Source organism: Pseudomonas sp. Teo4 (assembly GCF_034387475.1).
GTDB lineage: Bacteria > Pseudomonadota > Gammaproteobacteria > Pseudomonadales > Pseudomonadaceae > Aquipseudomonas.
Window position 1 is genome coordinate 997897 of the sequence record NZ_JAXCIL010000002.1, and the last position, 26531, is coordinate 1024427.

At 61.8% G+C, this 26531-nt stretch carries 28 protein-coding genes; 12 read left to right on the forward strand and 16 right to left on the reverse strand.

The window, feature by feature from the left end; genetic code table 11:
• Positions 1-64 precede the first annotated feature (64 nt).
• From PspTeo4_RS20755 to prlC, 6 genes are all read right to left on the reverse strand, one after another.
• Positions 65-1600: a SulP family inorganic anion transporter gene (locus tag PspTeo4_RS20755; RefSeq protein ID WP_322365817.1), complete on the reverse strand. Its 1536-nt coding sequence runs from the start codon at positions 1598-1600 to the stop codon at positions 65-67.
• 188 nt (positions 1601-1788) lie between these two features.
• Positions 1789-2508 (reverse strand): carbonic anhydrase, encoded by a 720-nt coding sequence (locus tag PspTeo4_RS20760; protein WP_322365818.1) that lies wholly within the window; start codon positions 2506-2508, stop codon positions 1789-1791.
• Between the two features lie 292 nt (positions 2509-2800).
• Positions 2801-3859, reverse strand: coding sequence for a PA0069 family radical SAM protein (locus tag PspTeo4_RS20765; protein WP_322365819.1), 1059 nt, complete (start codon positions 3857-3859; stop codon positions 2801-2803).
• Positions 3860-3935: 76 nt separating this feature from the next.
• Complete coding sequence (locus tag PspTeo4_RS20770; protein ID WP_322365820.1) at positions 3936-5945, reverse strand: M3 family metallopeptidase; 2010 nt, start codon at positions 5943-5945, stop codon at positions 3936-3938.
• Positions 5946-6083: 138 nt separating this feature from the next.
• On the reverse strand, positions 6084-6365 hold the full coding sequence (locus tag PspTeo4_RS20775; RefSeq protein WP_176508427.1) for a YheV family putative zinc ribbon protein: 282 nt from the start codon (positions 6363-6365) through the stop codon (positions 6084-6086).
• The gene (gene prlC / locus PspTeo4_RS20780) at positions 6362-8413 is read right to left on the reverse strand and encodes an oligopeptidase A (protein ID WP_322365821.1); all 2052 of its coding nucleotides are present in this window, start codon (positions 8411-8413) and stop codon (positions 6362-6364) included. The genes PspTeo4_RS20775 and prlC overlap by 4 nt, the downstream gene beginning before the upstream one ends.
• 102 nt (positions 8414-8515) lie before the next feature.
• Between prlC and PspTeo4_RS20785 the strand changes: the two genes are divergently transcribed.
• Complete coding sequence (locus tag PspTeo4_RS20785; RefSeq protein WP_322365822.1) at positions 8516-9064, forward strand: gamma carbonic anhydrase family protein; 549 nt, start codon at positions 8516-8518, stop codon at positions 9062-9064.
• 20 nt (positions 9065-9084) lie between these two features.
• A complete protein-coding gene (locus PspTeo4_RS20790; protein ID WP_322366907.1) occupies positions 9085-9735 on the forward strand; it encodes an HAD family hydrolase in 651 nt (216 codons plus the stop codon).
• 115 nt (positions 9736-9850) lie between these two features.
• On the opposite strand, the gene PspTeo4_RS20795 is transcribed toward PspTeo4_RS20790, so the two are convergent.
• Positions 9851-10939 (reverse strand): aminopeptidase, encoded by a 1089-nt coding sequence (locus tag PspTeo4_RS20795; RefSeq protein WP_322365823.1) that lies wholly within the window; start codon positions 10937-10939, stop codon positions 9851-9853.
• Positions 10940-11005: 66 nt separating this feature from the next.
• Here PspTeo4_RS20795 and PspTeo4_RS20800 point away from each other — a divergent pair, with 66 nt between their 5' ends.
• Together PspTeo4_RS20800 and PspTeo4_RS20805 are read left to right on the forward strand one after the other, a co-directional pair.
• Positions 11006-11419 (forward strand): hypothetical protein, encoded by a 414-nt coding sequence (locus PspTeo4_RS20800; RefSeq protein WP_322365824.1) that lies wholly within the window; start codon positions 11006-11008, stop codon positions 11417-11419.
• A gap of 55 nt (positions 11420-11474) precedes the next feature.
• Positions 11475-11888, forward strand: coding sequence for a hypothetical protein (locus PspTeo4_RS20805; RefSeq protein WP_322365825.1), 414 nt, complete (start codon positions 11475-11477; stop codon positions 11886-11888).
• 38 nt (positions 11889-11926) lie between these two features.
• On the opposite strand, the gene PspTeo4_RS20810 is transcribed toward PspTeo4_RS20805, so the two are convergent.
• Positions 11927-12160 carry a DUF1161 domain-containing protein gene (locus PspTeo4_RS20810; protein WP_322365826.1) on the reverse strand — a complete coding sequence of 78 codons (234 nt, stop codon included), beginning with the start codon at positions 12158-12160 and terminating at the stop codon, positions 11927-11929.
• 73 nt (positions 12161-12233) lie between these two features.
• Positions 12234-12659: an OsmC family protein gene (locus tag PspTeo4_RS20815; RefSeq protein ID WP_322365827.1), complete on the reverse strand. Its 426-nt coding sequence runs from the start codon at positions 12657-12659 to the stop codon at positions 12234-12236.
• A gap of 154 nt (positions 12660-12813) precedes the next feature.
• On the opposite strand from PspTeo4_RS20815, the gene PspTeo4_RS20820 reads away from it, so the two are divergent.
• A complete protein-coding gene (locus tag PspTeo4_RS20820) occupies positions 12814-13818 on the forward strand; it encodes an LLM class flavin-dependent oxidoreductase (RefSeq protein WP_322365828.1) in 1005 nt (334 codons plus the stop codon).
• Between the two features lie 87 nt (positions 13819-13905).
• Here PspTeo4_RS20820 and PspTeo4_RS20825 read toward each other — a convergent pair whose 3' ends face one another.
• Together PspTeo4_RS20825 and PspTeo4_RS20830 are read right to left on the reverse strand one after the other, a co-directional pair.
• Positions 13906-14127 (reverse strand): DUF1161 domain-containing protein, encoded by a 222-nt coding sequence (locus PspTeo4_RS20825; protein ID WP_322365829.1) that lies wholly within the window; start codon positions 14125-14127, stop codon positions 13906-13908.
• Positions 14128-14233: 106 nt separating this feature from the next.
• The gene (locus PspTeo4_RS20830) at positions 14234-14449 is read right to left on the reverse strand and encodes a dodecin (RefSeq protein WP_322365830.1); all 216 of its coding nucleotides are present in this window, start codon (positions 14447-14449) and stop codon (positions 14234-14236) included.
• Between the two features lie 150 nt (positions 14450-14599).
• Here PspTeo4_RS20830 and PspTeo4_RS20835 point away from each other — a divergent pair, with 150 nt between their 5' ends.
• Positions 14600-14923, forward strand: a complete 324-nt coding sequence (locus PspTeo4_RS20835; protein WP_322365831.1) for a DUF883 family protein — start codon at positions 14600-14602, stop codon at positions 14921-14923.
• Here PspTeo4_RS20835 and PspTeo4_RS20840 read toward each other — a convergent pair.
• Positions 14920-15816: a LysR family transcriptional regulator gene (locus PspTeo4_RS20840; protein ID WP_322365832.1), complete on the reverse strand. Its 897-nt coding sequence runs from the start codon at positions 15814-15816 to the stop codon at positions 14920-14922. The two genes, PspTeo4_RS20835 and PspTeo4_RS20840, sit on opposite strands and share 4 nt — an antisense overlap.
• A gap of 109 nt (positions 15817-15925) precedes the next feature.
• Between PspTeo4_RS20840 and trpB the strand changes: the two genes are divergently transcribed.
• Together trpB and trpA are read left to right on the forward strand one after the other, a co-directional pair.
• Positions 15926-17143, forward strand: coding sequence for a tryptophan synthase subunit beta (gene trpB / locus PspTeo4_RS20845; protein ID WP_322365833.1), 1218 nt, complete (start codon positions 15926-15928; stop codon positions 17141-17143).
• Positions 17140-17949, forward strand: a complete 810-nt coding sequence (trpA, locus tag PspTeo4_RS20850) for a tryptophan synthase subunit alpha (RefSeq protein ID WP_322365834.1) — start codon at positions 17140-17142, stop codon at positions 17947-17949. Before trpB ends, trpA begins: the two co-directional genes overlap by 4 nt.
• Before the next feature lie 91 nt (positions 17950-18040).
• Here trpA and PspTeo4_RS20855 read toward each other — a convergent pair whose 3' ends face one another.
• Both PspTeo4_RS20855 and PspTeo4_RS20860 read right to left on the reverse strand, forming a co-directional pair.
• On the reverse strand, positions 18041-18373 hold the full coding sequence (locus tag PspTeo4_RS20855; protein ID WP_322365835.1) for a DOPA 4,5-dioxygenase family protein: 333 nt from the start codon (positions 18371-18373) through the stop codon (positions 18041-18043).
• Positions 18374-18390: 17 nt separating this feature from the next.
• Positions 18391-19296 (reverse strand): choline sulfate utilization transcriptional regulator, encoded by a 906-nt coding sequence (locus tag PspTeo4_RS20860; RefSeq protein ID WP_322365836.1) that lies wholly within the window; start codon positions 19294-19296, stop codon positions 18391-18393.
• 109 nt (positions 19297-19405) lie between these two features.
• On the opposite strand from PspTeo4_RS20860, the gene betC reads away from it, so the two are divergent.
• From betC to PspTeo4_RS20875, 3 genes are all read left to right on the forward strand, one after another.
• Entirely contained in the window at positions 19406-20923 is a 1518-nt protein-coding gene (betC, locus tag PspTeo4_RS20865) for a choline-sulfatase (RefSeq protein ID WP_322365837.1), read from the forward strand.
• Positions 20924-20937: 14 nt separating this feature from the next.
• A complete protein-coding gene (gene choX / locus PspTeo4_RS20870; protein ID WP_322365838.1) occupies positions 20938-21861 on the forward strand; it encodes a choline ABC transporter substrate-binding protein in 924 nt (307 codons plus the stop codon).
• 100 nt (positions 21862-21961) lie between these two features.
• Positions 21962-23527: a SulP family inorganic anion transporter gene (locus PspTeo4_RS20875; protein ID WP_322365839.1), complete on the forward strand. Its 1566-nt coding sequence runs from the start codon at positions 21962-21964 to the stop codon at positions 23525-23527.
• Positions 23528-23632: 105 nt separating this feature from the next.
• On the opposite strand, the gene aroE is transcribed toward PspTeo4_RS20875, so the two are convergent.
• Positions 23633-24457 carry a shikimate dehydrogenase gene (gene aroE, locus PspTeo4_RS20880; RefSeq protein WP_322365840.1) on the reverse strand — a complete coding sequence of 275 codons (825 nt, stop codon included), beginning with the start codon at positions 24455-24457 and terminating at the stop codon, positions 23633-23635.
• 25 nt (positions 24458-24482) lie between these two features.
• Positions 24483-25394, reverse strand: a complete 912-nt coding sequence (gene hemF / locus PspTeo4_RS20885; protein ID WP_322365841.1) for an oxygen-dependent coproporphyrinogen oxidase — start codon at positions 25392-25394, stop codon at positions 24483-24485.
• 134 nt (positions 25395-25528) lie between these two features.
• On the opposite strand from hemF, the gene PspTeo4_RS20890 reads away from it, so the two are divergent.
• Positions 25529-26506, forward strand: coding sequence for an NADPH:quinone reductase (locus PspTeo4_RS20890; RefSeq protein ID WP_322365842.1), 978 nt, complete (start codon positions 25529-25531; stop codon positions 26504-26506).
• Positions 26507-26531 lie beyond the last annotated feature (25 nt).

The following is a 26531-nucleotide window of genomic DNA, read 5'->3' on the forward strand; positions in this document are numbered from 1 at the left end:
TGGCCCAGCCTCTTCGCGGGTAAACCCGCGAAGAGGCCTGACCAGGCAGTACAGCAATTCAGCCCTAGGCACCCACCCCTGCAGAAGTCCGCAACCGCCCCTCGATCCGCCGCTTCAACCGGCGCTGCTCGATCATCAACCGCGAACCATTGGCCGAATTGCTGCGGCTCCAGTCCTCGAGCAGCTCAAGGCACGAGTGGTCGATGTAGCTCAGGTTGCCCAGTGGCACATGCAACGTGGTGCCAGCCGGAACGGTATCGAGCACCTGGGTCAGAGCCGGCACCTTCAAAAACGTCGCAGCACCGCTGAGCCGCAGTTCCATGTGTCCTGGCTTGTCCAGCGTCACCAGGCTGATCTTCAAGCGCGCCGCCTTGAATGCCAGCTTGAGCAGGGTCAGGGCAAAGCCCAGCAGCACGCCGGTCAACAGGTCGGTGAAAATGATCGCCAGCGCGGTAGCCGCATAGGTGAACATCGGCATTCGGCCATAGCGCCCCAAACCACGGAAGGCTTTGAAATCCACCAGTTTGATACCGGTGTACACCAGCACGCCCGCCAGGCTGGCGACCGGAATCTGCTGCAGCACGCTACTCAACACCACGACGAACGCCAGCAGCCACAGGCCGTGAAAAATGGCAGAGGCACGGGTCTGCGCACCGGCCTGAACATTCGCCGAGCTGCGCACGATCACGCCTGTCATCGGCAAGGCGCCGAGCACGCCGCAAAGCATGTTGCCGATGCCTTGGGCGGACAGTTCACGGTCAAAGTCCGAACGTTGGCCACTGTGCATGCGGTCCACCGCAGCGGCGGATAACAAGGTCTCGGCACTGGCAATGAAGGCCAGGGCAAAAGCCGCCACCAACAGCGTAGGGTCAGCCAGCTTCAGCAGATCATCTGGGCGAATCCAGTCGATGGCCTCGGTCAGGTCAGCCGGCACCTGCACCCGATTCACCGAAAGCGCCAGCCACATGCTGACGGCTGTCATTGTCGCCACCCCCAGCAAGGCTCCGGGGACGAAGCGCAACCGTTGTGGCCGCAAACGCTCCCAGCCCCACATGATGGCGATGGCGCCCAAACCCAGCGCGCCGGCCTGCCAACCCGAGCCTGCGTTTTCCAGTGGCAGGGCAGCGGCTACCGTCGCAGGAAACTCCAGCAGATTCTGCATGCCGGAAGGTTGCGGAGCCGTGTCGAACATCACATGCACCTGTGACAGTACGATCAACACCCCGATACCAGCCAGCATGCCGTATACCACTGCCGGTGCCGTTACCCGAAACCAGCAACCCAGTCGCAGGCGCCCGGCCAGCAGCTGCAGCAAGCCAGCCAACAGCAGTATCGGCCCCAACATGTCCATGCCATGCTGGCGCACCAGTTCAAAAACCAGCACCGCCAAACCGGCGGCCGGGCCACTGACCTGAAGCGGCGAGCCGGCCAGGAAGCCGACCACGATACCGCCGATGATGCCTGTAATCAGGCCCTTGGCCGGCGGCATGCCTGAAGCGATCGCAATGCCCATGCACAAGGGCAGGGCCACCAGAAACACCACCACTGACGCCAGTAGTTCGCGCGGCAATGCCGCTGTGATCTGTGTCTTGTTCACCATTTCTTTCCTTCCTCTGTCACAGGCCATTCCTCTGGCCATAGGCACATTGGCCCCTGACAAGCGCGCAGGCGCGGGCCGCCAGCAGCGTTGCCGGCAAGGCAGTCAGGGGATTTCAAGGCGGCAGAAGGCCGTACCGCACCCCTTTGGGGTGCAGTCGGCAATCAAGGTATTGCGGGTGTCAGGGTCGCTTAGTAGCGGCCTCTCGGGGTCGCGCAGGGGATCGGCTCACCGGCGGTGAGCGGCAGGAAGCTGTCGCTTGCAGCGTCGTAGGCTTCGATCTGACTGGTCTCGATATCGTAGATCCAGCCATGGATGAACAGCTGGCCCGCCGCCAGGCGCGAAGCAACCGAAGGGTGCGTGCGCAGGTGGTGCAACTGGGCGATGACGTTTTCCTTGGTCACCACCTGCATGGTCTCGTGCTCACTGCCACAGGAGCAGTTGTCCTCGACCACCGTACGGGCGACTTCGGCGTGGCGCAGCCAGGCCTTGACGGTTGGCATCTTCTCCAGCGAACCCGGGTTGAGCACGGCACGCATGGCACCGCAGTCGGAGTGGCCGCAGACGATGATGTGATGCACGCCCAGGGCGAGCACCGCGTATTCGATCGCGGTAGAAACACCACCGTTCATCTGACCATAGGGTGGGACCACGTTGCCGACGTTACGGGTCACGAACAGGTCGCCCGGCGAACTCTGGGTGATCAGCTCGGGAACGATGCGCGAGTCGGCACAGGTGATGAACATGGCGCGGGGCTTTTGCGCGGTGGCGAGCTTCTTGAACAGCTCTTGCTGCTCGGGGAAGACGTCATGGTGAAAGCGCAGGAAGCCGTCGACAATGTGCTTCAGGGCGGCATCGGCGCTCTCGGCGGGGGCCTCCGGAGCGACCTTGGATGGGTCCTTGACGGGCATGATTCATCCTCTTGACGGTTTGTAGGTAAATCCATTTTACCGGTGAAAGATTCTGGCTATGCAGGGATTTAGATGACGCGCACGGGCCATTAATCACAGTCGCTGTTGACTGATTGCCTACGCTAGCGGGGAAAACTTAATTGAAACTGAATTCGAAGGCTCTAGAACAAGCGTTCCAGGCCATACAGGCGGGAACTGAATAATAGCAAAAAAGCATCAACCGCCAAGCCCCATGAGTGAAATTATTGGCTGCTATTAGCCAAATTGAATGCACCCGCACACCCTCGGTGGGTCAGAACAACGCCATCTGCCCACCCGGCGGGCAAAAAGCCGAACAGTCCAAGCCTTGTGCCTCGCGGCTTTCGAACGCCAGCCGTCGCATCGTTCTGGCGAAGCGCTGGGCCAGCAGCTCGGCGAACACCCCCTCTCCACGCATACGCGCCCCGAACCGGCTGTCGTAGAGTTCACCGCCACGGCTCTGGCGGATCAGGCTGAGCACATGTGTCGCACGTTGCGGGTAATGGTCGAGCAGCCACTGCTCGAACAGCGGCGCCACCTCCAATGGCAGGCGCAGCATCATGTAGGCTGCACTCTGGGCGCCAGCTTCCTTCGCGGCTTCCAGCAGGTGCTCCAGTTCACTGTCGTTGATCATCGGAATGATCGGGGAACACAGCACGCCTACCGGCACACCCGCTTCGCGCAGAACACGAATCGCCCTTAACCGTGCCTTGGGCGCCGCCGCACGCGGTTCAAGTACCCGTTTGAGCTCGTCATCCAGCGTGGTAAGGCTGATCATCACCTTCACCAGGCGCTGGCTGGCCATCTCCGCCAACAGATCAAGATCACGCAACACCAACGCCCCCTTGGTGACGATGGTGACCGGGTGGCGAAAGCGTAATAACACTTCAAGCAGGCGCCGAGTCAGCTGCTGTTCGCGCTCGATGGGCTGGTATGGGTCGGTGTTGGAACCCAAATTGATTGGAGCGCAGACATAACCCGGCTTGCTCAATTGCTGCTCAAGCACCTCGGCAGCGTTGGTCTTGGCGATCAGCTTGGTTTCGAAATCCAGGCCTGGGGACAAGTCCCAGTAAGCATGAGAGGGGCGGGCATAACAGTAGATGCAGCCGTGCTCACAGCCACGATAGGGGTTGATGGAACGATCGAAGGGCAGGTCGGGAGAGGTGTTGCGGCTGATGACCGACTTGGCCTTTTCGACTCTCACCTCGGTGCCTTGGGTAAGAGGTACCTCCTGATACCAACCGTCATCCTCCGCCACCGATTGGCTCGGGGCGAAGCGGTTGTGCGGATTGTGAACCGTGCCACGGCCCTTTTGCGGCGCTGGAGGAATCATCGCTCACCTCAATACTGTATTTACATACAGTGCACCAGTACCGATGAATCTTCCAGCCCCTTTGGTCAGTGCAGCGTCAATTCACGCCATGCCAGCGCAGGTAGGGCAAATGGCTCGGCGAACGCCCAAGGAACGCCTCGATACCTTCACGCAGCGAGCGTGAGGCACCTGGGGCGAACAACGTTTCCTGCAGGGCCCGTCCGGTGTCGCGGTCGAGCAAGCCTTGCGCCTCGAAACGGGTGAACAGGTCGAAGGCATGCACATCCGACCACAGATAAGCGTAATAACCTGCGTCATAGCCGCTTACCAAGTGCTGGAAGGCATGCACGGGATGTTCGAAATCAGCCAACGGCCAATACCCGCAACGCTCGCGGGCATCCGTGAGACGCTGCTCAAGGGTTCTGCCGTCCTTCGGTGTGGCATGCAAATCAAGGTCGAACAGTGCAAGGCTCAGATCGCGAGCTGCCTCCTCCAGGCCGTCCTGCCTTAAACGGCCCAGGCATTCCTTGACCCGCTCCTGAGTCAGCTTGCTGCCATTTCGGTGATGCGACGAAATCTCCACCAGATAACCTGCGTCCCACACCCAACGCTCGAACAATTTGCCAAACAGCTCGACACCATCGGTGCCGAGCTCGGTCACATTGGACAGCACATAGTTGCTCGTACGTACCAGCAAATGGTGCAAGGCGTGACCGAACTCATGGTAGAGCTTGCGCAGAGACAGGTGGTCAAGTAGCGGCTGCCCCCCATCGACTGCGGCTGGAATGTCGATGAACACTGCAACGGCGGCCTTTTGGTAGATACCTTCGGCATTGACTCGACGGTTGCGTATGTAAGTGGTGCTTACCATGTCCGGTTGCTTGCCTGGATGTTGCACCGCATCCAGGTACAAAAAGCCAATCAAGGCGTTGTCTTGCCATGCTTCAAAGGTCAGCACACTGCCATCCCAGGTGGCGAACGGCTTTGGCATGAGTACAAGACCAAACAGCTTCTCGGCCAGTCGAGTCAATGCCGATACCACGGCTGACAACGGGAAGAACTCGCGCAAGGACTCAGTGGAAAGCACTTTGGTCGACGCTCGGGATTGCTCCTGCAGGTAACTGATATCCCAGGGCTCAAGTCTGCTTAAACCCTGTGCCGTAGCCTGGCGCTCGATCAATGAACGACGCTGTGCCATGGCCGGCCGCAAGCTGTCGGCCAAGTCGTGAAGGAACGCATTCACCTCTACAGGTGCCCCCGCACTTTTGGCTTGCAGGCTCAGCTCAGGGTGGTTGGCAAAACCGAGCAAACGCGCTTTTTCATCCAGCAGTTCAGCCAGACGCTGCAGGAGCATGCCATTGTCCTGCTGGTGATCTTCGCTGACACCGCGAAGGTTATAGGCACGGTAGACGCTTTCACGTAGCGGGCGATGTTCCGCGTACATGAGCACTGAATCAGTGACTGCGTTCTCACAAGCGATCAGCCAACCTTGCTCTCCCGCCGCTTGCGCTCGAGATGCCAGCTCGTCACGTACTCGTTGTGGAACACCACGCAGTTCGGCTTCATCCTGGATGACCAGCCCGGGGCGATTGAGGTTCTGCAGATAGCTCCCACGCAAGGCGGTGATCTGCTTCTGCAACTCGGCCAGGCGGGCCTTTTTGTCAGCGTCGAGAGATGTCCCACTGGCGGCGAACTTGTCGAGGTACCAGCGCAGGGTAGCGCGCTTCTGTGCATCCAGATTCACGCCGTTGGCACTCATGGCCAAACGCTCATACAGTGCTTGCAGCCTGCTGTCGGTTAGCTTCTGGTCAAAGCGTTCGAGAACCTTGCCGTAGAAACCGATAATGGCGTTGCCCCAGTCCCCGTTTTTGCCTACCAGCGGCACAGTCGCGTTGAGCACCCCTAGCAACCGGGCATCCAGTTCATCGACCGCCAACACGAAGTCGTCCCAGGTAGGAAGCGCCTGTTGAGCGTCGATGATCCGCGCAATACCTTGCTCATGGGCTTGCAGCACGTAATCGAATGCAGCGCGCATGTTGTCGAGTGTCACCGCGCTGTAGTCCAGCGGTGTGTTGCTGTTTTGCAGAAATGGATTGTTGGTATCCATGGTGCGTTGCCTTGCTCGGATTAAAGAGCAAGCGAGCATGCGCACTTTGAGGGCAACCGATGGCGTGACTATGTACCACCCGGTTGAGCGGAGATGGAGCATGCCACCCGGGCTTGAGGCCCAGGTGGCATCACGGCCTCATTCAGCCGGTTTTTTCAGCTTCGGATTAGGGAAGAATTGCACCGTCTGCACCTTGGCAGGTGCTGCCTTGGGCGCCAGCTGGTTGACGCGGGTACCCAGCTCCTTCGGCACCGACAGGCCCTGTTCGTTCAGGGTGTCGGTGAAACCACAGGCCACGCACTCGCGATGCGGGACGTCGTCCTCGCTCCACATCATCAGCTTGTCCGGCTCGCTGCACGCCGGGCAGACGGCCCCGGCGATAAAGCGCTTCTTGGTCTTGTTCACGACTACCTCGCTCATGCCGCTGCGTCCTCGCTCAAGCCACTATGGCGCAGCAACGCATCGATGGAAGGTTCACGGCCACGGAAGTCGACGAACAGCACCATCGGCTCGCGCGAACCGCCACGAGCCAGGATCGCCTCACGGAATGCACGGCCTGTCTCGGCGTTGAGCACGCCTTCTTCCTCGAAGCGCGAGAACGCATCGGCCGACAGCACTTCAGCCCACTTGTAGCTGTAATAGCCTGCGGCATAACCACCGGCGAAGATGTGCGCGAAGCTGTTGGGGAAGCGGTTGTAGGCCGGCGGACGCATCACCGAGACTTCGTCGCGCACGCCTTCGAGCACTTCCAGCACACTGCGGCCGTCGCCATGGTTGGCGTGCAGCTCGAAGTCGAACAGCGAGAATTCCAGCTGACGCACCATCATCATGCCGGACTGGAAGTTCTTGGCCGCCAGCATCTTGTCCAGTAGGTCCTGGGGCAGGGCGGCACCAGACTCGTAATGGCCGGAGATCAGCGCCAGGCCTTCCGGCTCCCAGCACCAGTTTTCCATGAACTGGCTCGGCAGCTCGACTGCGTCCCAAGCTACGCCGTTGATACCGGATACACCGGCATGCTCGATGCGGGTCAGCAGATGGTGCAGGCCATGACCAAACTCGTGGAACAGCGTAGTGACTTCATCGTGGGTCAGCAGTGCGGGTTTACCAGGTGCTGCCGGGGTGAAGTTGCACACCAGGTTGGCCACAGGGCTCTGCAACTCGCCAGCGGCGGTGCGACGACGGTCGCGGGCGCCGTCCATCCAGGCGCCGCCACGCTTGTTGGCGCGGGCGTAAAGGTCGAAGAAGAAGCGGCCGACGTGCTGGCCGTTTTCCTTGATCTCGAACAGACGTACATCGGGGTGCCAGGTGTCGAAGCCCTTGAGCTCGGCAATCTCGATGCCGTAAAGGCGCTGGACGATGCTGAACAGGCCGGACAGCACCTTGTCGATCGGGAAGTAGGCACGCAGGGTTTCCTGAGACACGCTGTAGCGCTGTTCGCGCAGCTTCTCGCCGAAGTAGCCGGCGTCCCAGCTGGCCAGTTCCGGGCAGCCTTGTTCTGCCGCGTAGGCCTTGAGCTGCTGCAGGTCCTGGGCGGCGAACGGCTTGGAACGCTTGGCCAGGTCACGCAGGAAACTCAGCACCTGGTCACTGGACTCGGCCATCTTGGTGGCCAGGCTCAGGTCGGCGTAGTTCTTGTAGCCGAGCAGTTCGGCCAACTCCTGGCGCAGGTCGAGGATTTCGCCCATCACCGGGCCGTTGTCGAATTGGCCGGCGTTAGGGCCCTGGTCCGAAGCACGGGTGCAATAGGCGGCGTACAGCTCTTCACGCAGGGCGCGGTCGCTGGCGTAGGTCATGACGGCGTAATAGCTGGGGAATTCCAGCGTGATCAGCCAGCCGTCGAGGCCCTTGGCCTGGGCGGCGGCAGCCATTTGCGCCTTGGCCGAGTCGGTCAGTCCGGCCAGGGCCGCTTCGTCGGTGACATGCTTGGTCCACGCCTGGGTGGCATCGAGCAGCTGGTTGGAGAAACGGCTGCCCAGCTCGCTCAGCTTGCTCTGCACTTCGGCATAGCGCTGCTGCTTGTCGGTAGGCAAGTCGATACCCGACAGACGGAAGTCACGCAGGGCATGCTCAAGGATGGTTTTCTGGGCCACGTCGAAACCGACGGCTTGCGGGCTGTCGATCAGCGCCTGGTAAGCGTCGAACAGCGCACGGTTCTGCCCCAGTTCGGTAGAGTAGGCACTCAGCGCAGGGAGGCAGGACTCATAGGCCTCGCGCAATTCCTTGCTGTTGCACACCGCATTGAGGTGGCTAACCGGGCTCCAGGCGGCGCCCAGACGGTCATTGAGCTCGTCCATCGCCAGCACCAGGCCGGCCCAGGTCGGCTGCTTGCCCTGCTTTTCGAGGATATCGGCAATGGCTTTACGGTTGTCGGCCAGGATCTCTTCGATCGCCGGCAGCACATGTTCGGCACGGATCGCCGAGAAGGGCGGCAGATCGTAGGACTGCAGAAGCGGGTTGTTCGCACTCACGGTTTGGATACCTTGGCAGAAGAAACACTGGACCATCTTAATTACAATCGACGCCGACCGCAGCAGGCAGCCTGCCTATCGGCACAGATGAGAGACGCTATCATGGCCATCCGAAGCTTCCAGCAACACACTCCGAAAGTTGGACCACGGGCCTTTGTCGACCGTTCGGCGGTGGTGCTGGGCGATGTCGAGATCGGCGAAGACAGCTCGGTCTGGCCACTGACGGTGATCCGCGGCGACATGCACCGCATCCGCATCGGCGCACGCACCAGCGTGCAGGACGCCAGCGTGCTGCACATCACCCATGCAGGGCCGTTCAACCCCGACGGGTTCCCGCTGATCATCGGCGACGACGTCACCATTGGCCACAAGGTGATGCTGCATGGCTGCACACTGGGCAATCGCATCCTGGTCGGCATGGGCAGCACCATCATGGATGGCGCCATCGTCGAGGATGAAGTGATCATCGGCGCGGGCAGCCTGGTACCGCCCGGCAAGCGCCTGGAAAGCGGCTACCTGTACGTTGGCAGCCCGGTGAAACAGGCCCGGCCGCTGACTGACAAGGAGCGCGCCTTTTTCCCTTATAGCGCCAGCAATTACGTGAAGCTCAAGGACCAGCACCTGGCCGAAGGCTACGATCGCCCGGAATGAATACGAACCCCGAGAAGACCATGCACCAGCAAAACATCCTCTTCGACCTCGATGGCACCCTGACCGACCCGCGCGAGGGCATCACCCGCTCGATCCAGTACGCATTGGCCAAGCTGGGTATCGACGAGCCGGACCTGACCCGCCTCGAACACTTCATCGGCCCGCCCCTGCTGCAGGCCTTCATGCAGTTCTACGACTTCGACGAGGCCAAGGCGTGGGATGCGGTGAACTTCTACCGCGAGCGTTTCAAAGTCACCGGGCTGTACGAGAACTTGGTGTTCGACGGGGTGCCTGAGTTGCTTGAAACCCTCAGTGGGCAAGGCCGCACGCTGTACATCGCCACCTCCAAGCCCTGGGTATACGCCCGAGAAATTGCCCGTCACTTTGCCTTCGACCACCATTTCAAGGTGATCTACGGCAGTGAGCTGGATGGCACTCGTACCAACAAAGTGGAGCTGATTCGTCATTTGCTCGACGAAGAAGGGCTGGACCCGGCCGACACCTTGATGATCGGCGACCGCAAGCACGACTTGATCGGGGCCCGCAGCAATGGGCTTCAAGCAGTAGCGGTGGGGTATGGGTTTGGTAGCCAGGAGGAGCTGATGGCACAGGAGCCGGCGTACCACTTCCCGACCCTGGCCGAGATGCACCAGGCATTTATCAAGGCTTGATGGATATTGGGGCTGCTTTGCGGCCCATCGCCGGCTTTGCCAGCTCCTACGGCATGAAGCGTACTCTGTGGGAGCTGGCGAAGCCGGCGATGGGCTGCAAAGCAGCCCCAATATCTCAATTGCCTGCCAACCGCCGCAACGCCGCCTTGCGCTCCTCAACGGGCAACCGCCCAAGCGCCTCGACCCGTCCATAGAACCGCGCCCAATCGCCATCGACTTCCTTGAACAACGCCGCAAAGGCCGGTACCCACTGGTCATACAGCCCAAACGGCAACAGCTTGGCATTGTTCATCGGCCCATACACCCAGGCGTCATAACGCTTGTCCCCGCCCCACTGGCTGTCGCGCAGCACCCGGTACTCCAGGCGCAAACGCTCGAACTCCGCCTGCTTGGCGACACGCTTGTGCGCATCATCCAACGGCCCGGCATAAATCGCCTGAAGTCGCTCGCGACTGGCCAGGACCAGCCGCGTGAACTGGTCACGCTGCTGCACCTGACTATCCCGAATCGTTGCAAACCCACGCGCCACGTGCCATTGCCGCGATCCTTCCTGCTCGACGAAGGTGGCAAATGACTCGTTGAATTCGGTGTCGTCCTTCACATAGACCCGTTGATGGGCCAACTCGTGGAAGATCAGCGCAGCCAGACGCTCATCCCCCCAACCAACCATCGACGACAGGATCGGGTCATCGAACCAGCCCAGCGTCGAATACGCCTGCACCCCGCCGACATACACGTCCATGCCTTCTTGGCGCATCACTGCTGCCGCACCGCGCGCCGCGCCCTGGCGATAGTAGCCACGATAGGCCACGCAACCTGCGATGGGAAAGCAATGGGTCACTGGCTGCAGTGACAGCTCTGGGGTGGCAAACACGTTCCACACCACGAAGGGCCGCCCCAGATCGGCGTAAACCCGATAACTACCGTTGTCTGGCAGTTTCAGCTTGTCGCTGGCAAACGCCCTGGCCAGTTCGGCGTGCTCCAGACGCGCGCGCAACGGTGCAGTGGTAGCCGGGTCGGCGATGACTTGTGCAACCGGTTGCCGGGCGCTCAACAACTGCCATTGGCCCTGAGCCAGCTGGCCGTAGTACCCCACACTGGCACAACCGTTCAGCAGAAGCGCCGCCAACAGGGGAACCAAACGGGTAGAAACGCGGTCGAGTGGCCCAGAGCCTGAGCGCTTGAAAAGAAGAAGTCGAACCATCTTGGGCTATCTACTCGCTCACGGCCGATGCGCTCCAAGACTATCTTGCCAAGGGGGAGTTTCGCCATGCGTCCACTGTTTGCCGTCAGCTCACTGCTGCTGTTGTCCGCCTGTTCGACGCTGCCGACTCCAGACCCCAACCAGGCCTGGGTCGATCTCGCCCCAGGTGATGACACTTCGCTGCACGCCATTCAGGTAGACGAGCGCGAGTGGGCCGACAAACGCTATTTCGAAGTGGCGCCCGGCAGCCACGAACTGACTGTGCGTTACCAGTTCCCGGTAATCCCGAGCAATATCGGCCCTGTCAGCGAGCCTCTGTGGCGCGATTGCCAGCTCAACCTGACATTCAAGGATTTCAGTGCTGGCCAGCGGTACCAGATGCAAGCCGGCAGCATCGGTTTCCGCCCCTGGATCAAACTCTACGACCAGCAACAAAAACTGGTCGGGCAAGGCCTGCCAGCGGGCTGTCAACGTACCTGAACACGCTGAACGGCGCTATGCTTGTAGCTTGTGAACCGCAAGCGGGAGTTTCGCCATGCGCCAGCCTATGATGCTGATCGCCCTCAGCGCACTGGGGGCTTGCGCCAGCCCCTTGCCGCCCGCCGACCCCAAGCAGGCCTGGGTCGACCTCTATACCATGACCCCCGGCCGGGTCATCATGGCCGACCGCCTTGATGGCAAGCGCCTGGAGGATGGTCGTTTTTTCCAGGTCACGCCTGGCAAGCATGAACTGGTGGTACGTTTCGATTACGAAATCTACTCCGGTGGCGTCATGTCCCAGCCCAGGGATCGCACCTGCTACCTGACCGTACGCTTTGACGACTTCAAAGCCGGTGAGCGTTATCGCCTGGAGGCCAGGGCGCCGGTGATGGAACCCCAGGTGCTGCTGTATGACGCCAACCGCAAGGTGCTGGTGAACGAACCCAGCAGGGTGTTCTGCATACCCTGAATGCGTGGGGCCGCCAGGCGGCCCTGCCTTCTGGCGGTCTAGCGGTCGTTCTTCTGGTAGATGATTTTCTTGGTCCCGCCATCGCAGGTGCCCACGACCATGTTCTGGTCCTTGACCTCACTGTTAGGCACGATTTCCAAGGTGTAGGACATAACGCCTCGCGCCTGGATCTTCGCTTCGATCTCGGCCTTGAGTTCCTCGCACGGTTTGACCGCCGCCAGTGTGGATGTGGCAACCAGAGAAGCCAGCACGGCGATTGCTAAGCGAATCATGGAACAGCTCCTGATAGGGCAGTCTTGCTGCCAACGCTGTTTAGACTATCGCAAACCGCCGCTGTTGCGCCGCTTAGCCCACCAGCAAGGCGTCCAGGCTGATGTGCGCGTTGAGCACCTTCGACACCGGGCAACCCGCCTTGGCCATGTTGGCGATATCCAGAAATTGTGCCTCGCTGGCCCCAGGCACCTTGGCCCTCAGGATCAGGTGCACCGCAGTGATGGCAAAGCCATCGGGTTGTTTGTCCAGGGTGACTTCAGCAATGGTATCGATGCGCTCAGCGGTAAGGCCTGCCTCGCCCAGCAGCATGGACAGGGCCATCGAAAAACAGCCGGCGTGGGCTGCGCCAATCAACTCTTCGGGGTTGGTGCCGGGCGAGCCTTCAAATCGGGTATTGAAACCGTAAGGGTTCTGCTTGAGAGCCCCACTTTCCGTGGACAGAAAGCCCTTGCCATCTTTCAAGCCACCTTGCCAGATTGCCGATGCCGTCTTCTTCATGATGCCTCCTGAACGCAGGGTTAGGTACTTATGGGTTCAGAGGTCACCGCCTCACAGCAAGTTCAGACTAATCGGCCAGCGCATGTTGAAACCGTCGAATGTGCCCATACAGAGTTGAAATGGCCTCTGGCCAACCACTCTTACGGAGGCACCGATGACGAAGCTGCGTGACCTGAAAATTTCCACCCTCGACCTGGTGCCAGTCCGCGCCGACGGCGGCCCGGCGCAGTCGCTGCGCAACTCACTGGACCTGGCGCAACACGTCGAGCGCTTCGGCTACAACCGCTTCTGGGTCGCCGAACACCACAATATGGACGGCATCGCCAGTTCGGCCACCTCAGTGCTGATCGGCTATCTGGCCGGTGGCACATCGACCATCCGTGTCGGCTCCGGCGGCATCATGCTGCCCAACCATGCGCCACTGGTGATCGCCGAGCAGTTCGGCACCTTGGCCAGCCTCTATCCGGGCCGCATCGATCTGGGCCTGGGACGCGCGCCGGGTTCCGACCAGATGACCGCCAGGGCCCTGCGCCGTGAACGCTCCGGCAGTGCCGACGACTTCCCCGACGATGTCGAAGAGTTGTCACGCTACCTCGGGCCACGCACACCTGATCAAAAAGTGATCGCCGTGCCCGGCCACGACACCGATGTGCCGCTCTGGCTGCTCGGTTCCAGCCTTTTCAGTGCCCAGCTGGCAGGCATGCGCGGGCTGCCCTATGCCTTCGCATCACACTTCGCGCCGCGCTACATGCACGAGGCCATCCGTATCTACCGCGACCACTTCAAGCCATCTACGGTGCTGGACAAGCCTTATGTGATGCTCGGGGTGCCGATGGTAGTGGCAGAAACCGACGAAAAGGCCGAGTACCTGGCTACGTCGGTCTACCAACGCATTCTCGCCCTGATTCGCGGCCAAAGCCTGATGCAACGGGCACCGGTGCCGACCATGGACGGGCTGTGGCTGCCCCATGAGCGGGACGCGGTGGGCAGTTTCCTGGGCTTGGCGATGATCGGCAGCCCGCAGAAGGTGCGGGCCAAAGTGGAAGTGCTGCTGGAGCAGACTGGCGCGGATGAGCTGATCTTTACCTGCGATCTGTATGAGCATGCAGACCGGGTTCGGTCGTATGAATTGCTGGCGCAGGCCTTGAAGGGCGAGTAGCGTCCAATCGCAGGCAAGCCGGATCCTACAGGGTTACAGCCTTTGCTGTACCTGTGGGAGCGGGTTCACCCGCGAATGGGCCACCACTCACCCGCGTCGGTAAACGATTTCTTTGTTGCCGCCTTCACATGTCCCGACCACCTTACCCGCCGGATCACCTTTGTTGACGATCTCCAGCGTGTAGCCCTTCACCCCTTTGGCATCCAGCTTGGCAGCAATCTCCGCCTTGAGTTCCTCGCACGGCTTCCCGGCCGCCATCGCACCACTCGCCAGCGCCAGCAGACCAGCTGCAAGAATCAGTTTCTTCATCGACTGCATTCCTTGTTTCAGATGAGAAAAGACCAGAAGGGCGCCGCCCAGGCACCCTCCAGAGTTATAACGCCATGACACCGGGAATTTCCATCCCGATCATGTTTCAGCTATTGGCGATACGGAAGCCCACCTTGAGCGTGACCTGGAAGTGGGCAGCCTTGTTGTCGCGGATGTGGCCCCGGGTGTCGACCACTTCGAACCATTCCAGGTGTTTGATGCTCTTGCTAGCTTCGGCCAGGGCATTGTTGATCGCCTCTTCGATGCTATTGGGTGACGACCCCACCAGCTCGATCTTCTTGTAGGTGTGATGATCGGACATGAGCGCTCTCCTTGAATGACGGTGAGATTCAGCCTAGCAGTGCGGGCCTGGTTTACCTGCGAACTGCAACCATGGCCAATAATTCGATCGCACTTTTGCCTGGTGGCGCAGTCGCAATCTGTACAGTCCACACTGCAAAGGAGAGTCAACATGCACCGCAACTCGCTGCGCAAAGCATCCCTGGAAAGCATGGAAGCGGAGATCGAAAGCCTTCTGAAAACCCTGGAAAACCTCAAGCACGATGCATCCGAGGAGTCCCAGAAGTCGGTGAAGGCCATCCGCAGCAACGCCGAAAGCGCGCTGAAGCATTCGCGAAGCCTGCTGAGCGATGCCTATGAGGAAGTGAAGACCCGTACCCGCCAGACCGGAATCGCCACCCGTGACTACGCGCAGCAGCATCCGTGGACGACCACTGGCGTAGCGGTGGGAGCACTCGGTCTGCTGGCCGCTTACCTGTTGTCCCGTCGCAACTAACCCGCCTGCCGCTGCAGTTCACGACGCAGCCACTGCGCCAGTTGCTCGGCGCGCCCATCCGCGGCGCGCCGAGGCACCCAAAGCGCCAGTGCTGCGGGGGTTGGCGAAAAGCCCCAGGGCGCACTCAGACGCCCGGCGCGCAGGTCATCAGCCACCAGTGGTTGCGGTGCAATCGCTACACCCAAGCCCGCAACGGCCGCCTCCAGCAAGTAATACAAGTGCTCGAACGCCTGCCCGTATTTCAATGCGCCAGGGGCCAGTCCCTGCTGCTCGACCCAGGTTGGCCAGGCTTGCGGCCGTGATGTGGTATGCAGCAGCGCTTCCTCCAGCAAGGCCTTGGCTGGTGCGGCGCGCAAGCGCTCGTAGCCGCTGAAGTGCGGGCTCAGCACTGGCCCGATGCGTTCCTCGGCCAGCACATGTACCTGCATATCTGCTGGCCACGGCGGCTCGGCATACACCAGCAAGGCATCCAGCCCTGGCCGCCGTGGGTCCAGGTCGCCTTCACCGGCAGACAAGTGCAGACGCAGTTCCGGCAAATCCGCCTTGAGCCGCCCAAGCCTCGGGATGAACCAGCGCGCCAGCAGGCTGCCTGAACAACCCAGGACGAACGGCGCTTCGCCGACATCTCGACTCAGCTCGGCGCACACGCCGCGCAAGCGGTCGAAGGCATCAAAGCTGGCGTCACGCAGGCGCACGCCGGCATCTGTGAGTTTGATGCCACGCCCGTCCTTGACGAACAGGGCCACGCCCAAGTGCTCTTCAAGCACCTTGATCTGCCGACTGACGGCACCATGGGTCACATGCAGCACTTCGGCCGCTTGGCTGACACTATTGAGCCTGGCGGCAGCCTCGAAGGCCCGCAGGGCATTGAGGGGAGGGAGATCCTGAGCCATTTACGTGTGAGATTTTCTGACAGGTTTAAGCAATCTTATCGGTTTTCAGCCGGGCTTGTCGTGGTTAGAGTAAAGCCCATACCCCTTTGATCACGCCTTGGAGCGCACCATGACCCAGACCCAATACCGCGCCGGCCCCGATGCCAACGGCCTGTTCGGCTCGTTCGGCGGCCGCTACGTGGCCGAAACCCTCATGCCCCTGGTGCTGGACCTGGCTCGCGAATACGAAGCCGCCAAGGCCGACCCCAAGTTCCTCGAAGAGCTGGCCTACTTCCAGCGCGATTACATCGGCCGCCCGAACCCGCTGTACTTCGCCGAGCGCCTGACCGAACACTGCGGCGGTGCGAAGATTTTCTTCAAGCGTGAAGAACTCAACCACACCGGCGCGCACAAGGTGAACAACTGCATCGGCCAGGTGCTGCTGGCCAAGCGCATGGGCAAGAAACGCCTGATCGCCGAAACCGGCGCCGGCATGCACGGCGTGGCCACTGCCACCGTCGCCGCACGCTTCGGTCTGCCTTGTGTGATCTACATGGGTGCCACCGACATCGAGCGTCAGCAGGCCAACGTGTTCCGCATGAAGCTGCTGGGCGCCGAGATTGTCCCGGTCACCGCCGGCACCGGCACCCTGAAAGACGCCATGAACGAAGCCCTGCGCGACTGGGTCACCAACGTCGAAGACACCTTCTACCTGATCGGCACCGTGGCCGGCCCGCACCCATACCCGGCCATGGTCCGCGACTTCCAGTCGATCATCGGCAAGGAAACCCGCGCCCAGCTGCAAGAGAAGGAAGGTCGCCTGCCCGACAGCCTGATCGCCTGCGTCGGTGGTGGTTCCAACGCCATGGGCCTGTTCCACGACTTCCTCGATGACACCAGCGTGCAGATCATCGGCGTCGAGGCCGGTGGCCATGGCGTGGACACCGACAAGCATGCCGCCAGCCTCAACGGCGGCGTTCCGGGCGTGCTGCACGGCAACCGCACCTACCTGCTGCAGGACGACGACGGCCAGATCACCGACGCCCACTCGATTTCCGCAGGCCTCGACTACCCAGGCATCGGCCCGGAGCACGCCTACCTGCACGAAGTGAAGCGCGTGGAGTACGTCAGCATCACCGACGACGAAGCCCTCGACGCCTTCCACGCAACCTGCCGCCTCGAAGGCATCATCCCGGCCCTGGAAAGCTCCCACGCCCTGGCTGAAGCCATCAAGCGTGCGCCGACCCTGCCCAAGGACCACCTGATGGTCATCTGCCTGTCAGGCCGTGGTGACAAAGACATGCAAACCGTGATGAATCACATGGCCGCCCAGGAGAAACAGGCATGAGCCGTCTTGAACAACGCTTCGCCGAACTGAAGGCCGAAGGCCGCTCGGCGCTGGTCACCTTCGTTACCGCTGGCGACCCAGGCTACGACGCCTCGCTGCAGATTCTGAAAGGTCTGCCCGAAGCCGGTGCAGACGTGATCGAGCTGGGCATGCCGTTCACCGACCCGATGGCCGACGGCGTCGCCATTCAGTTGGCCACCCTGCGCGCCCTGGAGGCAGGCCAAACCTTGGCCAAAACCCTGCAGATGGTCCGCGAGTTCCGCGTTGGCAACCAGACCACGCCGATCGTGTTGATGGGCTACTACAACCCGATCCACCGCTTTGGCGTGGAAAAGTTCGTCGCCGAAGCGAAAGAGGCGGGTGTCGATGGCCTGATCATCGTCGACCTGCCACCAGAGCACGACGCGGAGCTGGCCACCCCGGCCCAGACCGCAGGCATCGACTTCATCCGCCTGACCACCCCGACCACCGACGATGCGCGCCTGCCGCGCGTACTGGAGCGCAGCTCCGGCTTCGTCTACTACGTCTCCGTAGCGGGTGTGACCGGTGCCGGTTCGGCGACTACCGAACATGTGACCGAAGCCATTGCCCGCCTGCGCCGGCATACCGACCTGCCGATCAGCGTTGGTTTCGGTATTCGGACTCCAGAGCAGGCTGCAGCTATCGCCCGCCTGGCCGATGGCGTGGTGGTGGGTTCGGCGTTGGTCGACAAGATCGCCAAGGCCGAAACTGCCGATCAGGCCGTGAAGGATGTGCTGAGCCTGTGCTCGGCACTGGCTGAAGGTGTGCGCGGCGCTCGCCGCTGATCCGCGTCGCTTTCATCGCCGGCAAGCCGGCTCCCACAGGGTTCAATCTGTACCTGTGGGAGCCGGCTTGCCGGCGATGAGGCCTGCAAACCTACCCCCCGAAAATCGAAAGATCCAGCGGCCGCACAGCCCCCATCCAGATCGCATGATCCCGGTGGTCCGCCAGCTCATCACCGGTTTCCGGGTGTAGAAACACCACCAATCCCTTCCGATACAGCGCCAACCAAGGCAATACCACCCCGACCACCTCCGGCCCGAACGCCAGCTGGCAGCTCCAGTCCGGGTGCGGCCCGACCGGCTTCTGGTGCATGCGCCCCATGGTCACGGGAAACAGCCGCGCCGCCTCCTCACACAACTCGCGAGCTTGGTCCATGGTGGACGCGTCGTAATAGACATGGGCGTGATAGCCCTTGATTCTCTGCACGGTAACTCCTGAATGCACTACGGCTTGCCCCTGCGCTCTTGCTCCAGCCAGTCGACAAACCGCTCGATCAACGCGCCACGCCGTTTGCGCGGCGGCAAAACCACATAATAGCCCCGACTCGACTTGAGGCTCTGCTCTAGCGGCCGACACAGCAAACCCTGTTCCACCAAGCCATCGACCAGGTGCCGCCAGCCAATGGCAACACCTTGCCCAGCAATCGCAGCCTGGATCAGCAACGTATAGTTATCGAAGCGCAACTGGCCAGAAGGGGGTGGGCTGTCCACTCCCAACCCTCGAAACACCCCCGCCCAATCAAACCAGCGGCTGGCTTGCTCGCCCCGCAAATGTAGCAAGGGCAATCGTTGCAAAGCCACGGCTGACAAGGGTTTGCCATGAATCAGCCGAGGGCTGCAGACCGGAAATACTTCTTCGTCGAACAGCCATCTGCTTTCGCCCTGGTGGAAGCGCCCATCGCCGAACAGCACCGCCACATCGATATCAGGCCGCAACATGCCCTGACTGCGCTCGCCGGTCACAAGGCTCACATCAACCTGTGGATTCGCCTCATGAAAGCGCTGCAACCTTGGCATCAGCCAGAACGCCGCAAAGGCGAAATCAGTGGCTACCTGCAGCACTTCGCGCTGACCGCGGCCACTGACCTGGGCAATGCCATCGTCCATGGCCTGCAAACCCTGATGAACCTGTTCGAACAGCAGCTGGCCCGCCTCGGTCAGTTCTATTCCCCGGTAGATCCGGTCGAACAACCGCGCGCCCAGCTGCGCCTCCAAGCGCTTGACCTGCTGGCTCACTGCCGGCTGGGTGGTGCCCAACTCCGTCGCCGCAGCGGTAAACCCCCGCAGGCGGGCGGCGGCCTCGAACACACGCAGGGCATCGAGCGAGAACGCGGCAAGGTGCTCAAACATAAGCTTGGCTAATCCCAGTCATTGCCCGCCATGGGCTTTACCCATGTTATCCACAGTCGCATCTTGGTAGGCAAGCGGTTCGCATAACCCTGAACGATGGAAGCCAACCATGAAGCGCCCGAATATCCTGTTCATAATGGCCGACCAGATGGCCGCGCCCCTGCTGCCGATCTACGCCCCCTCGCCAATCCAAATGCCCCACCTGAGCCGCCTGGCCGAGCAGGCCGTGGTATTCGACTCCGCCTACTGCAACAGCCCACTGTGCGCGCCGTCGCGCTTCACCCTGGTCAGCGGCCAGTTGCCCAGCCGAATCGGCGCCTATGACAACGCGGCCGACTTCCCCGCCGATGTTCCAACCTATGCCCACTACCTGCGCCGCCTCGGTTACCGCACGGCGTTGTCGGGCAAGATGCACTTCTGCGGCCCGGACCAATTGCATGGCTATGAAGAGCGCCTGACCAGTGACATCTACCCTGCCGATTATGGCTGGGCAGTGAACTGGGACGCTCCGGACGAGCGCCCGAGCTGGTACCACAACATGTCCTCGGTGCTGCAGGCTGGCCCTTGCGTACGCACCAACCAGTTGGATTTCGACGAGGAAGTGGTGTTCAAGGCGCGCCAATACCTCTACGACCATGTACGCGACAACGATGGTCGTCCGTTCTGTCTGACCGTGTCCATGACCCACCCCCACGACCCGTACACCATCCCCAAGAGTTATTGGGATCGCTACGAGGGTGTGGATATCCCCATGCCACGCGCCGAATTCGCCCAGCACGAGCAGGACCCACACTCGCAACGGCTGCTAAAGGTCTACGACCTGTGGGACAAGCCGCTGCCTGTGGACAAGATTCGCGACGCACGCCGCGCCTATTTCGGCGCCTGCAGCTATATAGACGACAACATCGGTCAACTCCTGCAAACGCTCGAAGAATGTGACCTGGCAGATGACACGCTCATCGTGTTCTCCGGCGACCACGGCGACATGCTTGGCGAACGGGGGCTCTGGTACAAGATGCACTGGTTCGAGATGTCGGCACGGGTGCCGCTGCTGATCCATGCGCCCAAGCGCTTCGCCGCGGCCCGGGTAAGCGCTTCGGTCTCTACCTGCGACCTGCTGCCGACGTTGGTTGAACTGGCCGGAGGCGCTGTGGATAAAAGCCTGCACCTGGATGGCCGTTCGCTGCTAGGCCACCTGCAAGGGCAGGGTGGCCATGACGAGGTAATCGGTGAATACATGGCCGAAGGCACGGTCGGCCCGCTGATGATGATCCGCCGTGGCGCGTACAAGTTCGTGTACAGCGAAGACGACCCATGCCTACTCTACGACCTGAGCCGCGACCCGCACGAGCGGGAGAACCTCACCGGCAGCCCGGACCATCAGGCGCTGCTGCAGGCATTTGTCGATGAAGCCCGCCAACGCTGGGATATCCCCAGCCTGCGCCAGCAAGTGCTGGCCAGCCAGCGACGCCGCCGCCTGGTGGCCGAGGCCCTGGCCATCGGCACGCTGAAAAGCTGGGACCACCAACCGCTGGTGGACGCCAGCCAACAGTACATGCGCAACCATATCGATCTCGACGACCTCGAGCGCAAGGCACGTTACCCACAGCCCGCCCCCATGGATTGAGAAGAGAGGCCGCCATGCAGAAGTTCTCCGCCGCCGTGTTCGCCCTGGCCCTGAGCCTGGGCACGGCGCACGCCGCCGACAGCGACACACAATGCAGCACCGTGAAAATGGCCGACCCCGGCTGGAGCGATATTGCCTCGACCAATGCCATCGCCCGACTGCTGTTGGAAAGCCTGGGCTACCAGGTCAAGATCGACAGCCTGGCAGTACCGATCATCTATGGCGGACTCAAGGACGGACGCGTCGATGCCTTCCTCGGCAACTGGATGCCGGCGCAGCAGGGCTTCCATGACAAGTTCATCGCCAATGGCGATGTGCAGCAGTTGGCGCGCAACCTGGAGGGCACCGAGTTCACCCTGGCAGTGCCCGATTACGTGTGGAATGCCGGCGTGAAAGACTTTGCCGACTTGCAGAAGCACGCCGACCAGTTCGACAAGAAGCTGTACGGAATCGGCTCGGGTGCACCGGCCAACTTGTCGCTGAAGCAGATCATCGACAAGAATGAATTCAACCTCGGCCAGTGGAAGCTGGTGGAATCCAGCGAGCAGGCGATGCTGGCTCAGGTCGACCGCGCAGTGAAGAAGCAGCAGTTCATCACCTTCCTCGGTTGGACACCGCACCCGATGAACGTGAAGCTGAAGATGCATTACCTGAGCGGCGGGGAGCAGTGGTTCGGCAGCAAGGGCGAGGTGTACACGCTGACCCGCAAGGGTTATCCACAAGCGTGCCCGAATGCGGCGAAGCTGCTTGGCAACCTGAAATTCACCTTGGACATGGAAAACAGCATCATGGCCGAGGTTGTGGATAAGAAGCTCGGCTTCGATGAAGCGGCCAAGGCTTGGGTGAAGGCGAATCCGCAAGTGCTGGAAGGGTGGTTGGCCGGGGTGACCACCAAGGCCGATGGCAATGCCCTGGAGGCCGTCAAAGCCAAACTGTAAGCCTGTACTGGCCTCATCGCCGCGGCTTGTCGTGGCGACAAACCGCGGCGATGAGGCCAGTACAATCAGCACAAGAGTGCCGGCCAAAGCGAGTTGCCAAATGATTCAGTTGCCCCACCTGCTACCCTTCCTCACCTGGCTCCCCCGCCAATCGGGACGCAGCCTGCGCCAGGACCTGCTGGTGGGCCTGAGTGGTGCGATCCTCGCCCTGCCACAATCCATCGCCTATGCCCTGATCGCCGGCCTACCCGCCGAGTACGGCCTGTACGCCGCCATCGTGCCGGTGTTGATTGCCTGCCTGTGGGGCTCATCCTGGCACCTGATCTGCGGCCCGACCGCCGCCATCTCCATCGTGCTCTACGCCAGCATCAGCCCGCTGGCCGTGGCCGGAAGCGCCGACTACGTGACCCTGGTGCTGCTGCTGACCTTCCTCGCCGGCATTTTCCAGCTGCTGCTCGGCCTGTTGCGTTTCGGCGCACTGGTCAATTTCGTGTCCCATTCCGTGGTGCTTGGCTTCACCTTGGGCGCCGCCATCGTCATCGCCCTTGGCCAATTTCCCAACTTGCTGGGCATGGACCTGCCCAGCCAGGCCACGGCACTTAAAACCGTGCAGGACCTGGCCAGCCATGCCGGTGAGGTCGACCTGCCGTCGCTGGCGCTGGGAATGGCCACCTTGCTGATCGGGATTGCGCTGAAACTCCTGCGGCCACGCTGGCCCACCCTGTTGATAAGTCTGGTTCTGGTCAGTCTGCTGGCTTGGCTGTTGCCGAGCTACTTCGGCCATGTGCAGCGCGTCCCTGCCTTCGTAGGCCAGCTGCCGCCGCTCAGTCCACTGCCATTGCTGGACCTGGAGCTGATGTTGCGATTACTGCCCAGCGCTGTAGCGGTGGGCATGCTCGGGCTGGTGACCAGCTTGTCGATTGCCCGTTCACTGTCGGCGCGTTCCGAGCAGTTGATCGACGCCGACCAGGAAATCCGCGCCCAGGGCGTTTCCAACATCGTCGGGTCGTTTTTCTCCGGCTACCTGTCGTCCGGCTCGTTTACCCGTTCCGGGCTGAGTTACGACGCTGGCGCCCGGTCACCCATGGCTGGCGTGTTCTCGGCCTTGTGGGTGGCCTTGTTCGCCGTCGTTGGTGCCGGTTTGATCGCCCACCTGCCGATTCCGGCCATGGCCGGTAGCATCCTGCTGATCTGTTGGGGGCTGGTGGACCACAGAGGGATCCGTGCGTTGTTCCGGGTCAGCCGTTCCGAGTTTCTGGTCATGGCCCTGACCGCTGCCGCCACACTGCTGCTTGAGTTGCAGACAGCGATCTATGCCGGGGTGCTGGCTTCACTTTTCTTCTACCTCAAACGCACTTCGCGGCCACGGGTGCAGCAGAGCCGGGAAGGGGAGGCGGATGTACTTCGAGTGGGCGGGTCGATCTTCTTCGGCGCGGCGCATTACCTGCAGGTGCGATTGCAGCGCTGTCAGGGGCCGCATGTGGTGATCGATGCGCGGCAGGTGAACTTCATCGATTACTCGGGTGTGGATATGTTGCACCGGGAGGCGCGACGGCTGCGGCGGTTGGGGGGGACTCTGACCTTGCACAGGGCCAGGCCGCAAGTGATCGAGGAGTTGCAGAAGCTGGAAGGGGTGGAGTTGTGCCCGATCCGGTTTGAGGAGTGATCGGGCCAGCAGTGCAAGCCATCGCCAGCGGTTACACTGACTTACCGTGGGAGCTGTGGGAGCTGGCGCAGCCTGCGATGGGCCGCAAAGCGGCCCCCGACAATCTCAGCCGCGAGCGAGTTGCCGACGCAGCTCAGCCAACACCGGCGCCGTATCCGGCCGTACGCCCCGCCAGATGAAGAACGCCTCAGCCGCCTGCTCAGCCAGCATCCCCAATCCATCCAGCACCTTGGCAGCCCCAAGCTTGCTGGCCCACTGGCAAAATGGCGTCGGCTCCTTGCCGTACATCATGTCGTAGCAAACCGTCCGACCCGCCTCGACCAGGCTATCGGCTATCGGCGGCAACTCACCGGAAAGGCTCGCGGACGTCGCGTTGATGATCACATCCACCGGCTCCTGCAACCAGGCGAACCCGCTGGCCACCACCGGCCCCAACTCATCGAACTCACGCGCCAGCTGCTCGGCCTTTTCCACGGTGCGGTTGGCGATCACCAGCGACTGCGGCTTGTGCGCCAAAATCGGCTCCAGCACGCCACGTACCGCACCGCCGGCACCCAAAATGAGGATGCGCTTACCCGCCAGCTCGACCCCGGCATTGACCGTCAGGTCTCGCACAAGGCCCGCGCCATCGGTGTTGTCGCCTTGCAGGCTGCCATCCGCCAGCTTGCTCAAGGTGTTTACGGCACCCGCGCGCTGGGCACGCGGGGTCAGGCTTTCACACAGCCGGAAGGCCTCTTCCTTGAACGGCACGGTCACGTTGGCCCCGCTGCCTTGCTTGAAGAAGCCGCGGGCGCAGTCGCTGAACTCATCCAGCGGTGCCAGCAGGGTGTTGTACTCCAGGTCCTGGCCGGTCTGCTCGGCAAACAGGCGATGGATCAAAGGCGATTTGCTGTGGCCAATTGGGTTGCCGAAAACGACGTACTGGTCCATGAGGGCTCCTTGGTTATCCACAGATTTACTGGGCGAGCCAGTCACGGTCCTGCAGGAAATACTCGGTCAGGCGCGCTTCTTCGCTACCCGGTACAGCCTTCCAGTCATAGCCCCAGCGTACCTGCGGCGGCAACGACATGAGGATCGACTCGGTGCGGCCGCCCGATTGCAGGCCGAACAGGGTGCCACGGTCATAGACCAGGTTGAACTCGACGTAGCGGCCACGGCGGTATTCCTGGAACTCACGCTGCTGAGGCGTGTAGGGCGTGTCCTTGCGGCGCTGGACGATAGGCAGGTAAGCGTCGACGTACGCATCGCCGATAGCGCGGATGAAGGCGAAGCAGGTATCGAAGTCCCACTCGTTCAGGTCATCGAAGAACAAGCCGCCGATACCCCGTGGCTCGCCACGGTGCTTGAGGTGGAAGTAACGGTCACACCAGGCCTTGTAGCGCGGGTAAACGTCCGCGCCAAACGGCGCGCAGGCCTGCTCGGCCACGCGGTGCCAGTGGATGCAGTCTTCTTCGTTGCCGTAGTAAGGCGTCAGGTCGAAACCACCGCCAAACCACCACACCGCCTCTTCGCCTTCCTTCTCGGCGATGAAGAAGCGCACATTGGCGTGGGAAGTCGGCACATGCGGATTGTGCGGGTGAATCACCAACGACACGCCAAGTGCCTCGAAACCACGGCCTGCCAGCTCCGGGCGGTGGGCACTGGCCGAAGGTGGCAGGCCGGCGCCGAACACATGGGAGAAGTTCACGCCGCCTTTCTCGATCACCTTGCCATCACCGATCACCCGCGTGCGGCCTCCGCCACCGGCTTCACGCACCCAAGCGTCCTCGACGAAGCGGGCGCCACCGTCCTCGTTCTCGAGGGCAGTGCAGATGCGGTCTTGCAGGTCGAGCAGGTAGGCTTTCACGGCCTCGGTGCGGCTGGTCATCGGGTCACCTGGAAGGAGCAGGAAGAAATTCGCCGCGTAGCATACCACCGGCGGCCGGCGCGCCGCAGTTGACGGCGATCAAGCAAAGGCGTCCGATAGAAGGCCTTTCCCGATCCCGACAACAGGAGTGCGAGATGGCCAAGCGTATCCAGTTCAGCCAGCATGGCGGCCCAGAGGTTCTGCAGCTTGTGGAGTTCGACCCCGCGCCGCCCGGGCCACAGCAAGTGCGTGTGCGCAACCATGCGATTGGCTTGAACTTCATCGACACCTACTTCCGCAGCGGGCTGTACGCGCCACCGTCTCTGCCTTCGGGCCTGGGCACTGAAGCGGCCGGTGTGGTCGAGGCGGTCGGCGAGGGCGTGAACCGCCTGAAGGTGGGCGACCGTGTGGCCCATGCCGGGGGCCCGCTGGGTGCCTACAGCGAGGTGCATACGTTGCCTGAGGCCAACCTGGTCAAGCTGCCCGACAACATCAGCTTCGAGCAAGCTGCGGCGGTGATGCTCAAGGGTTTGACCGTGCAGTACTTGCTCAAGCAAACCTATGCCGTGCAACCCGGTGACTTCGTGCTGTTCCATGCGGCCGCCGGTGGAGTCGGGTCGCTGGCTTGCCAATGGGCCAAGGCACTGGGCGCCAAGCTGATCGGTACCGTAAGCTCTGCCGAAAAGGCCGAGCGGGCCAAGGCACTAGGTGCTTGGGAAACCATCGACTACAGCCGTGAAGACGTTGCCAAGCGTGTGCTGGAACTGACCGACGGTCAGAAATGCCCGGTGGTGTATGACGGTGTAGGCGCCGATACCTGGCTGACTTCGCTGGACTGCCTGAAGCCACGCGGGCTGATGGTGAGCTTTGGCAATGCGTCCGGGGCAGTGACCGGGGTAAACCTGGGGATCCTGGCGCAGAAGGGCTCGCTGTATGTGACCCGGCCAACGCTGGCGAGCTATGCCAACAATGCCGAGAACACCCAGGCCATGGCTGACGACCTGTTCGCGATGATTGGCAGTGGCAAGCTGGTTGTGGATATCCAGCAGCGGTATCCGCTGAGCGAGGCGGCCAAGGCACAGGCTGAGCTGTCGGCGCGCAGGACGGTGGGGTCGACGGTTCTATTGCCTTGAGGTTGGAAGGCGGGCGCTAGATGGC

Bases quoted from the DNA above. Each gene is read 5' to 3' on its own strand.
- PspTeo4_RS20775 (WP_176508427.1), bottom strand. From the start codon at position 6,365: ATGAGCGAGGTAGTCGTGAACAAGACCAAGAAGCGCTTTATCGCCGGG.
- PspTeo4_RS20835 (WP_322365831.1), top strand. From the start codon at position 14,600: ATGCACCGCAACTCGCTGCGCAAAGCATCCCTGGAAAGCATGGAAGCG.
- aroE (WP_322365840.1), bottom strand. From the start codon at position 24,457: ATGGACCAGTACGTCGTTTTCGGCAACCCAATTGGCCACAGCAAATCG.
- PspTeo4_RS20770 (WP_322365820.1), bottom strand. From the start codon at position 5,945: ATGGATACCAACAATCCATTTCTGCAAAACAGCAACACACCGCTGGAC.
- betC (WP_322365837.1), top strand. From the start codon at position 19,406: ATGAAGCGCCCGAATATCCTGTTCATAATGGCCGACCAGATGGCCGCG.
- PspTeo4_RS20860 (WP_322365836.1), bottom strand. From the start codon at position 19,296: ATGTTTGAGCACCTTGCCGCGTTCTCGCTCGATGCCCTGCGTGTGTTC.
- PspTeo4_RS20795 (WP_322365823.1), bottom strand. From the start codon at position 10,939: ATGGTTCGACTTCTTCTTTTCAAGCGCTCAGGCTCTGGGCCACTCGAC.
- PspTeo4_RS20800 (WP_322365824.1), top strand. From the start codon at position 11,006: ATGCGTCCACTGTTTGCCGTCAGCTCACTGCTGCTGTTGTCCGCCTGT.
- PspTeo4_RS20790 (WP_322366907.1), top strand. From the start codon at position 9,085: ATGCACCAGCAAAACATCCTCTTCGACCTCGATGGCACCCTGACCGAC.
- PspTeo4_RS20890 (WP_322365842.1), top strand. From the start codon at position 25,529: ATGGCCAAGCGTATCCAGTTCAGCCAGCATGGCGGCCCAGAGGTTCTG.
- PspTeo4_RS20765 (WP_322365819.1), bottom strand. From the start codon at position 3,859: ATGATTCCTCCAGCGCCGCAAAAGGGCCGTGGCACGGTTCACAATCCG.
- hemF (WP_322365841.1), bottom strand. From the start codon at position 25,394: ATGACCAGCCGCACCGAGGCCGTGAAAGCCTACCTGCTCGACCTGCAA.
- PspTeo4_RS20830 (WP_322365830.1), bottom strand. From the start codon at position 14,449: ATGTCCGATCATCACACCTACAAGAAGATCGAGCTGGTGGGGTCGTCA.
- PspTeo4_RS20785 (WP_322365822.1), top strand. From the start codon at position 8,516: ATGGCCATCCGAAGCTTCCAGCAACACACTCCGAAAGTTGGACCACGG.
- PspTeo4_RS20820 (WP_322365828.1), top strand. From the start codon at position 12,814: ATGACGAAGCTGCGTGACCTGAAAATTTCCACCCTCGACCTGGTGCCA.
- PspTeo4_RS20755 (WP_322365817.1), bottom strand. From the start codon at position 1,600: ATGGTGAACAAGACACAGATCACAGCGGCATTGCCGCGCGAACTACTG.
- trpA (WP_322365834.1), top strand. From the start codon at position 17,140: ATGAGCCGTCTTGAACAACGCTTCGCCGAACTGAAGGCCGAAGGCCGC.
- trpB (WP_322365833.1), top strand. From the start codon at position 15,926: ATGACCCAGACCCAATACCGCGCCGGCCCCGATGCCAACGGCCTGTTC.
- choX (WP_322365838.1), top strand. From the start codon at position 20,938: ATGCAGAAGTTCTCCGCCGCCGTGTTCGCCCTGGCCCTGAGCCTGGGC.
- PspTeo4_RS20760 (WP_322365818.1), bottom strand. From the start codon at position 2,508: ATGCCCGTCAAGGACCCATCCAAGGTCGCTCCGGAGGCCCCCGCCGAG.
- PspTeo4_RS20875 (WP_322365839.1), top strand. From the start codon at position 21,962: ATGATTCAGTTGCCCCACCTGCTACCCTTCCTCACCTGGCTCCCCCGC.
- PspTeo4_RS20825 (WP_322365829.1), bottom strand. From the start codon at position 14,127: ATGAAGAAACTGATTCTTGCAGCTGGTCTGCTGGCGCTGGCGAGTGGT.
- PspTeo4_RS20840 (WP_322365832.1), bottom strand. From the start codon at position 15,816: ATGGCTCAGGATCTCCCTCCCCTCAATGCCCTGCGGGCCTTCGAGGCT.
- PspTeo4_RS20810 (WP_322365826.1), bottom strand. From the start codon at position 12,160: ATGATTCGCTTAGCAATCGCCGTGCTGGCTTCTCTGGTTGCCACATCC.
- PspTeo4_RS20805 (WP_322365825.1), top strand. From the start codon at position 11,475: ATGCGCCAGCCTATGATGCTGATCGCCCTCAGCGCACTGGGGGCTTGC.
- PspTeo4_RS20815 (WP_322365827.1), bottom strand. From the start codon at position 12,659: ATGAAGAAGACGGCATCGGCAATCTGGCAAGGTGGCTTGAAAGATGGC.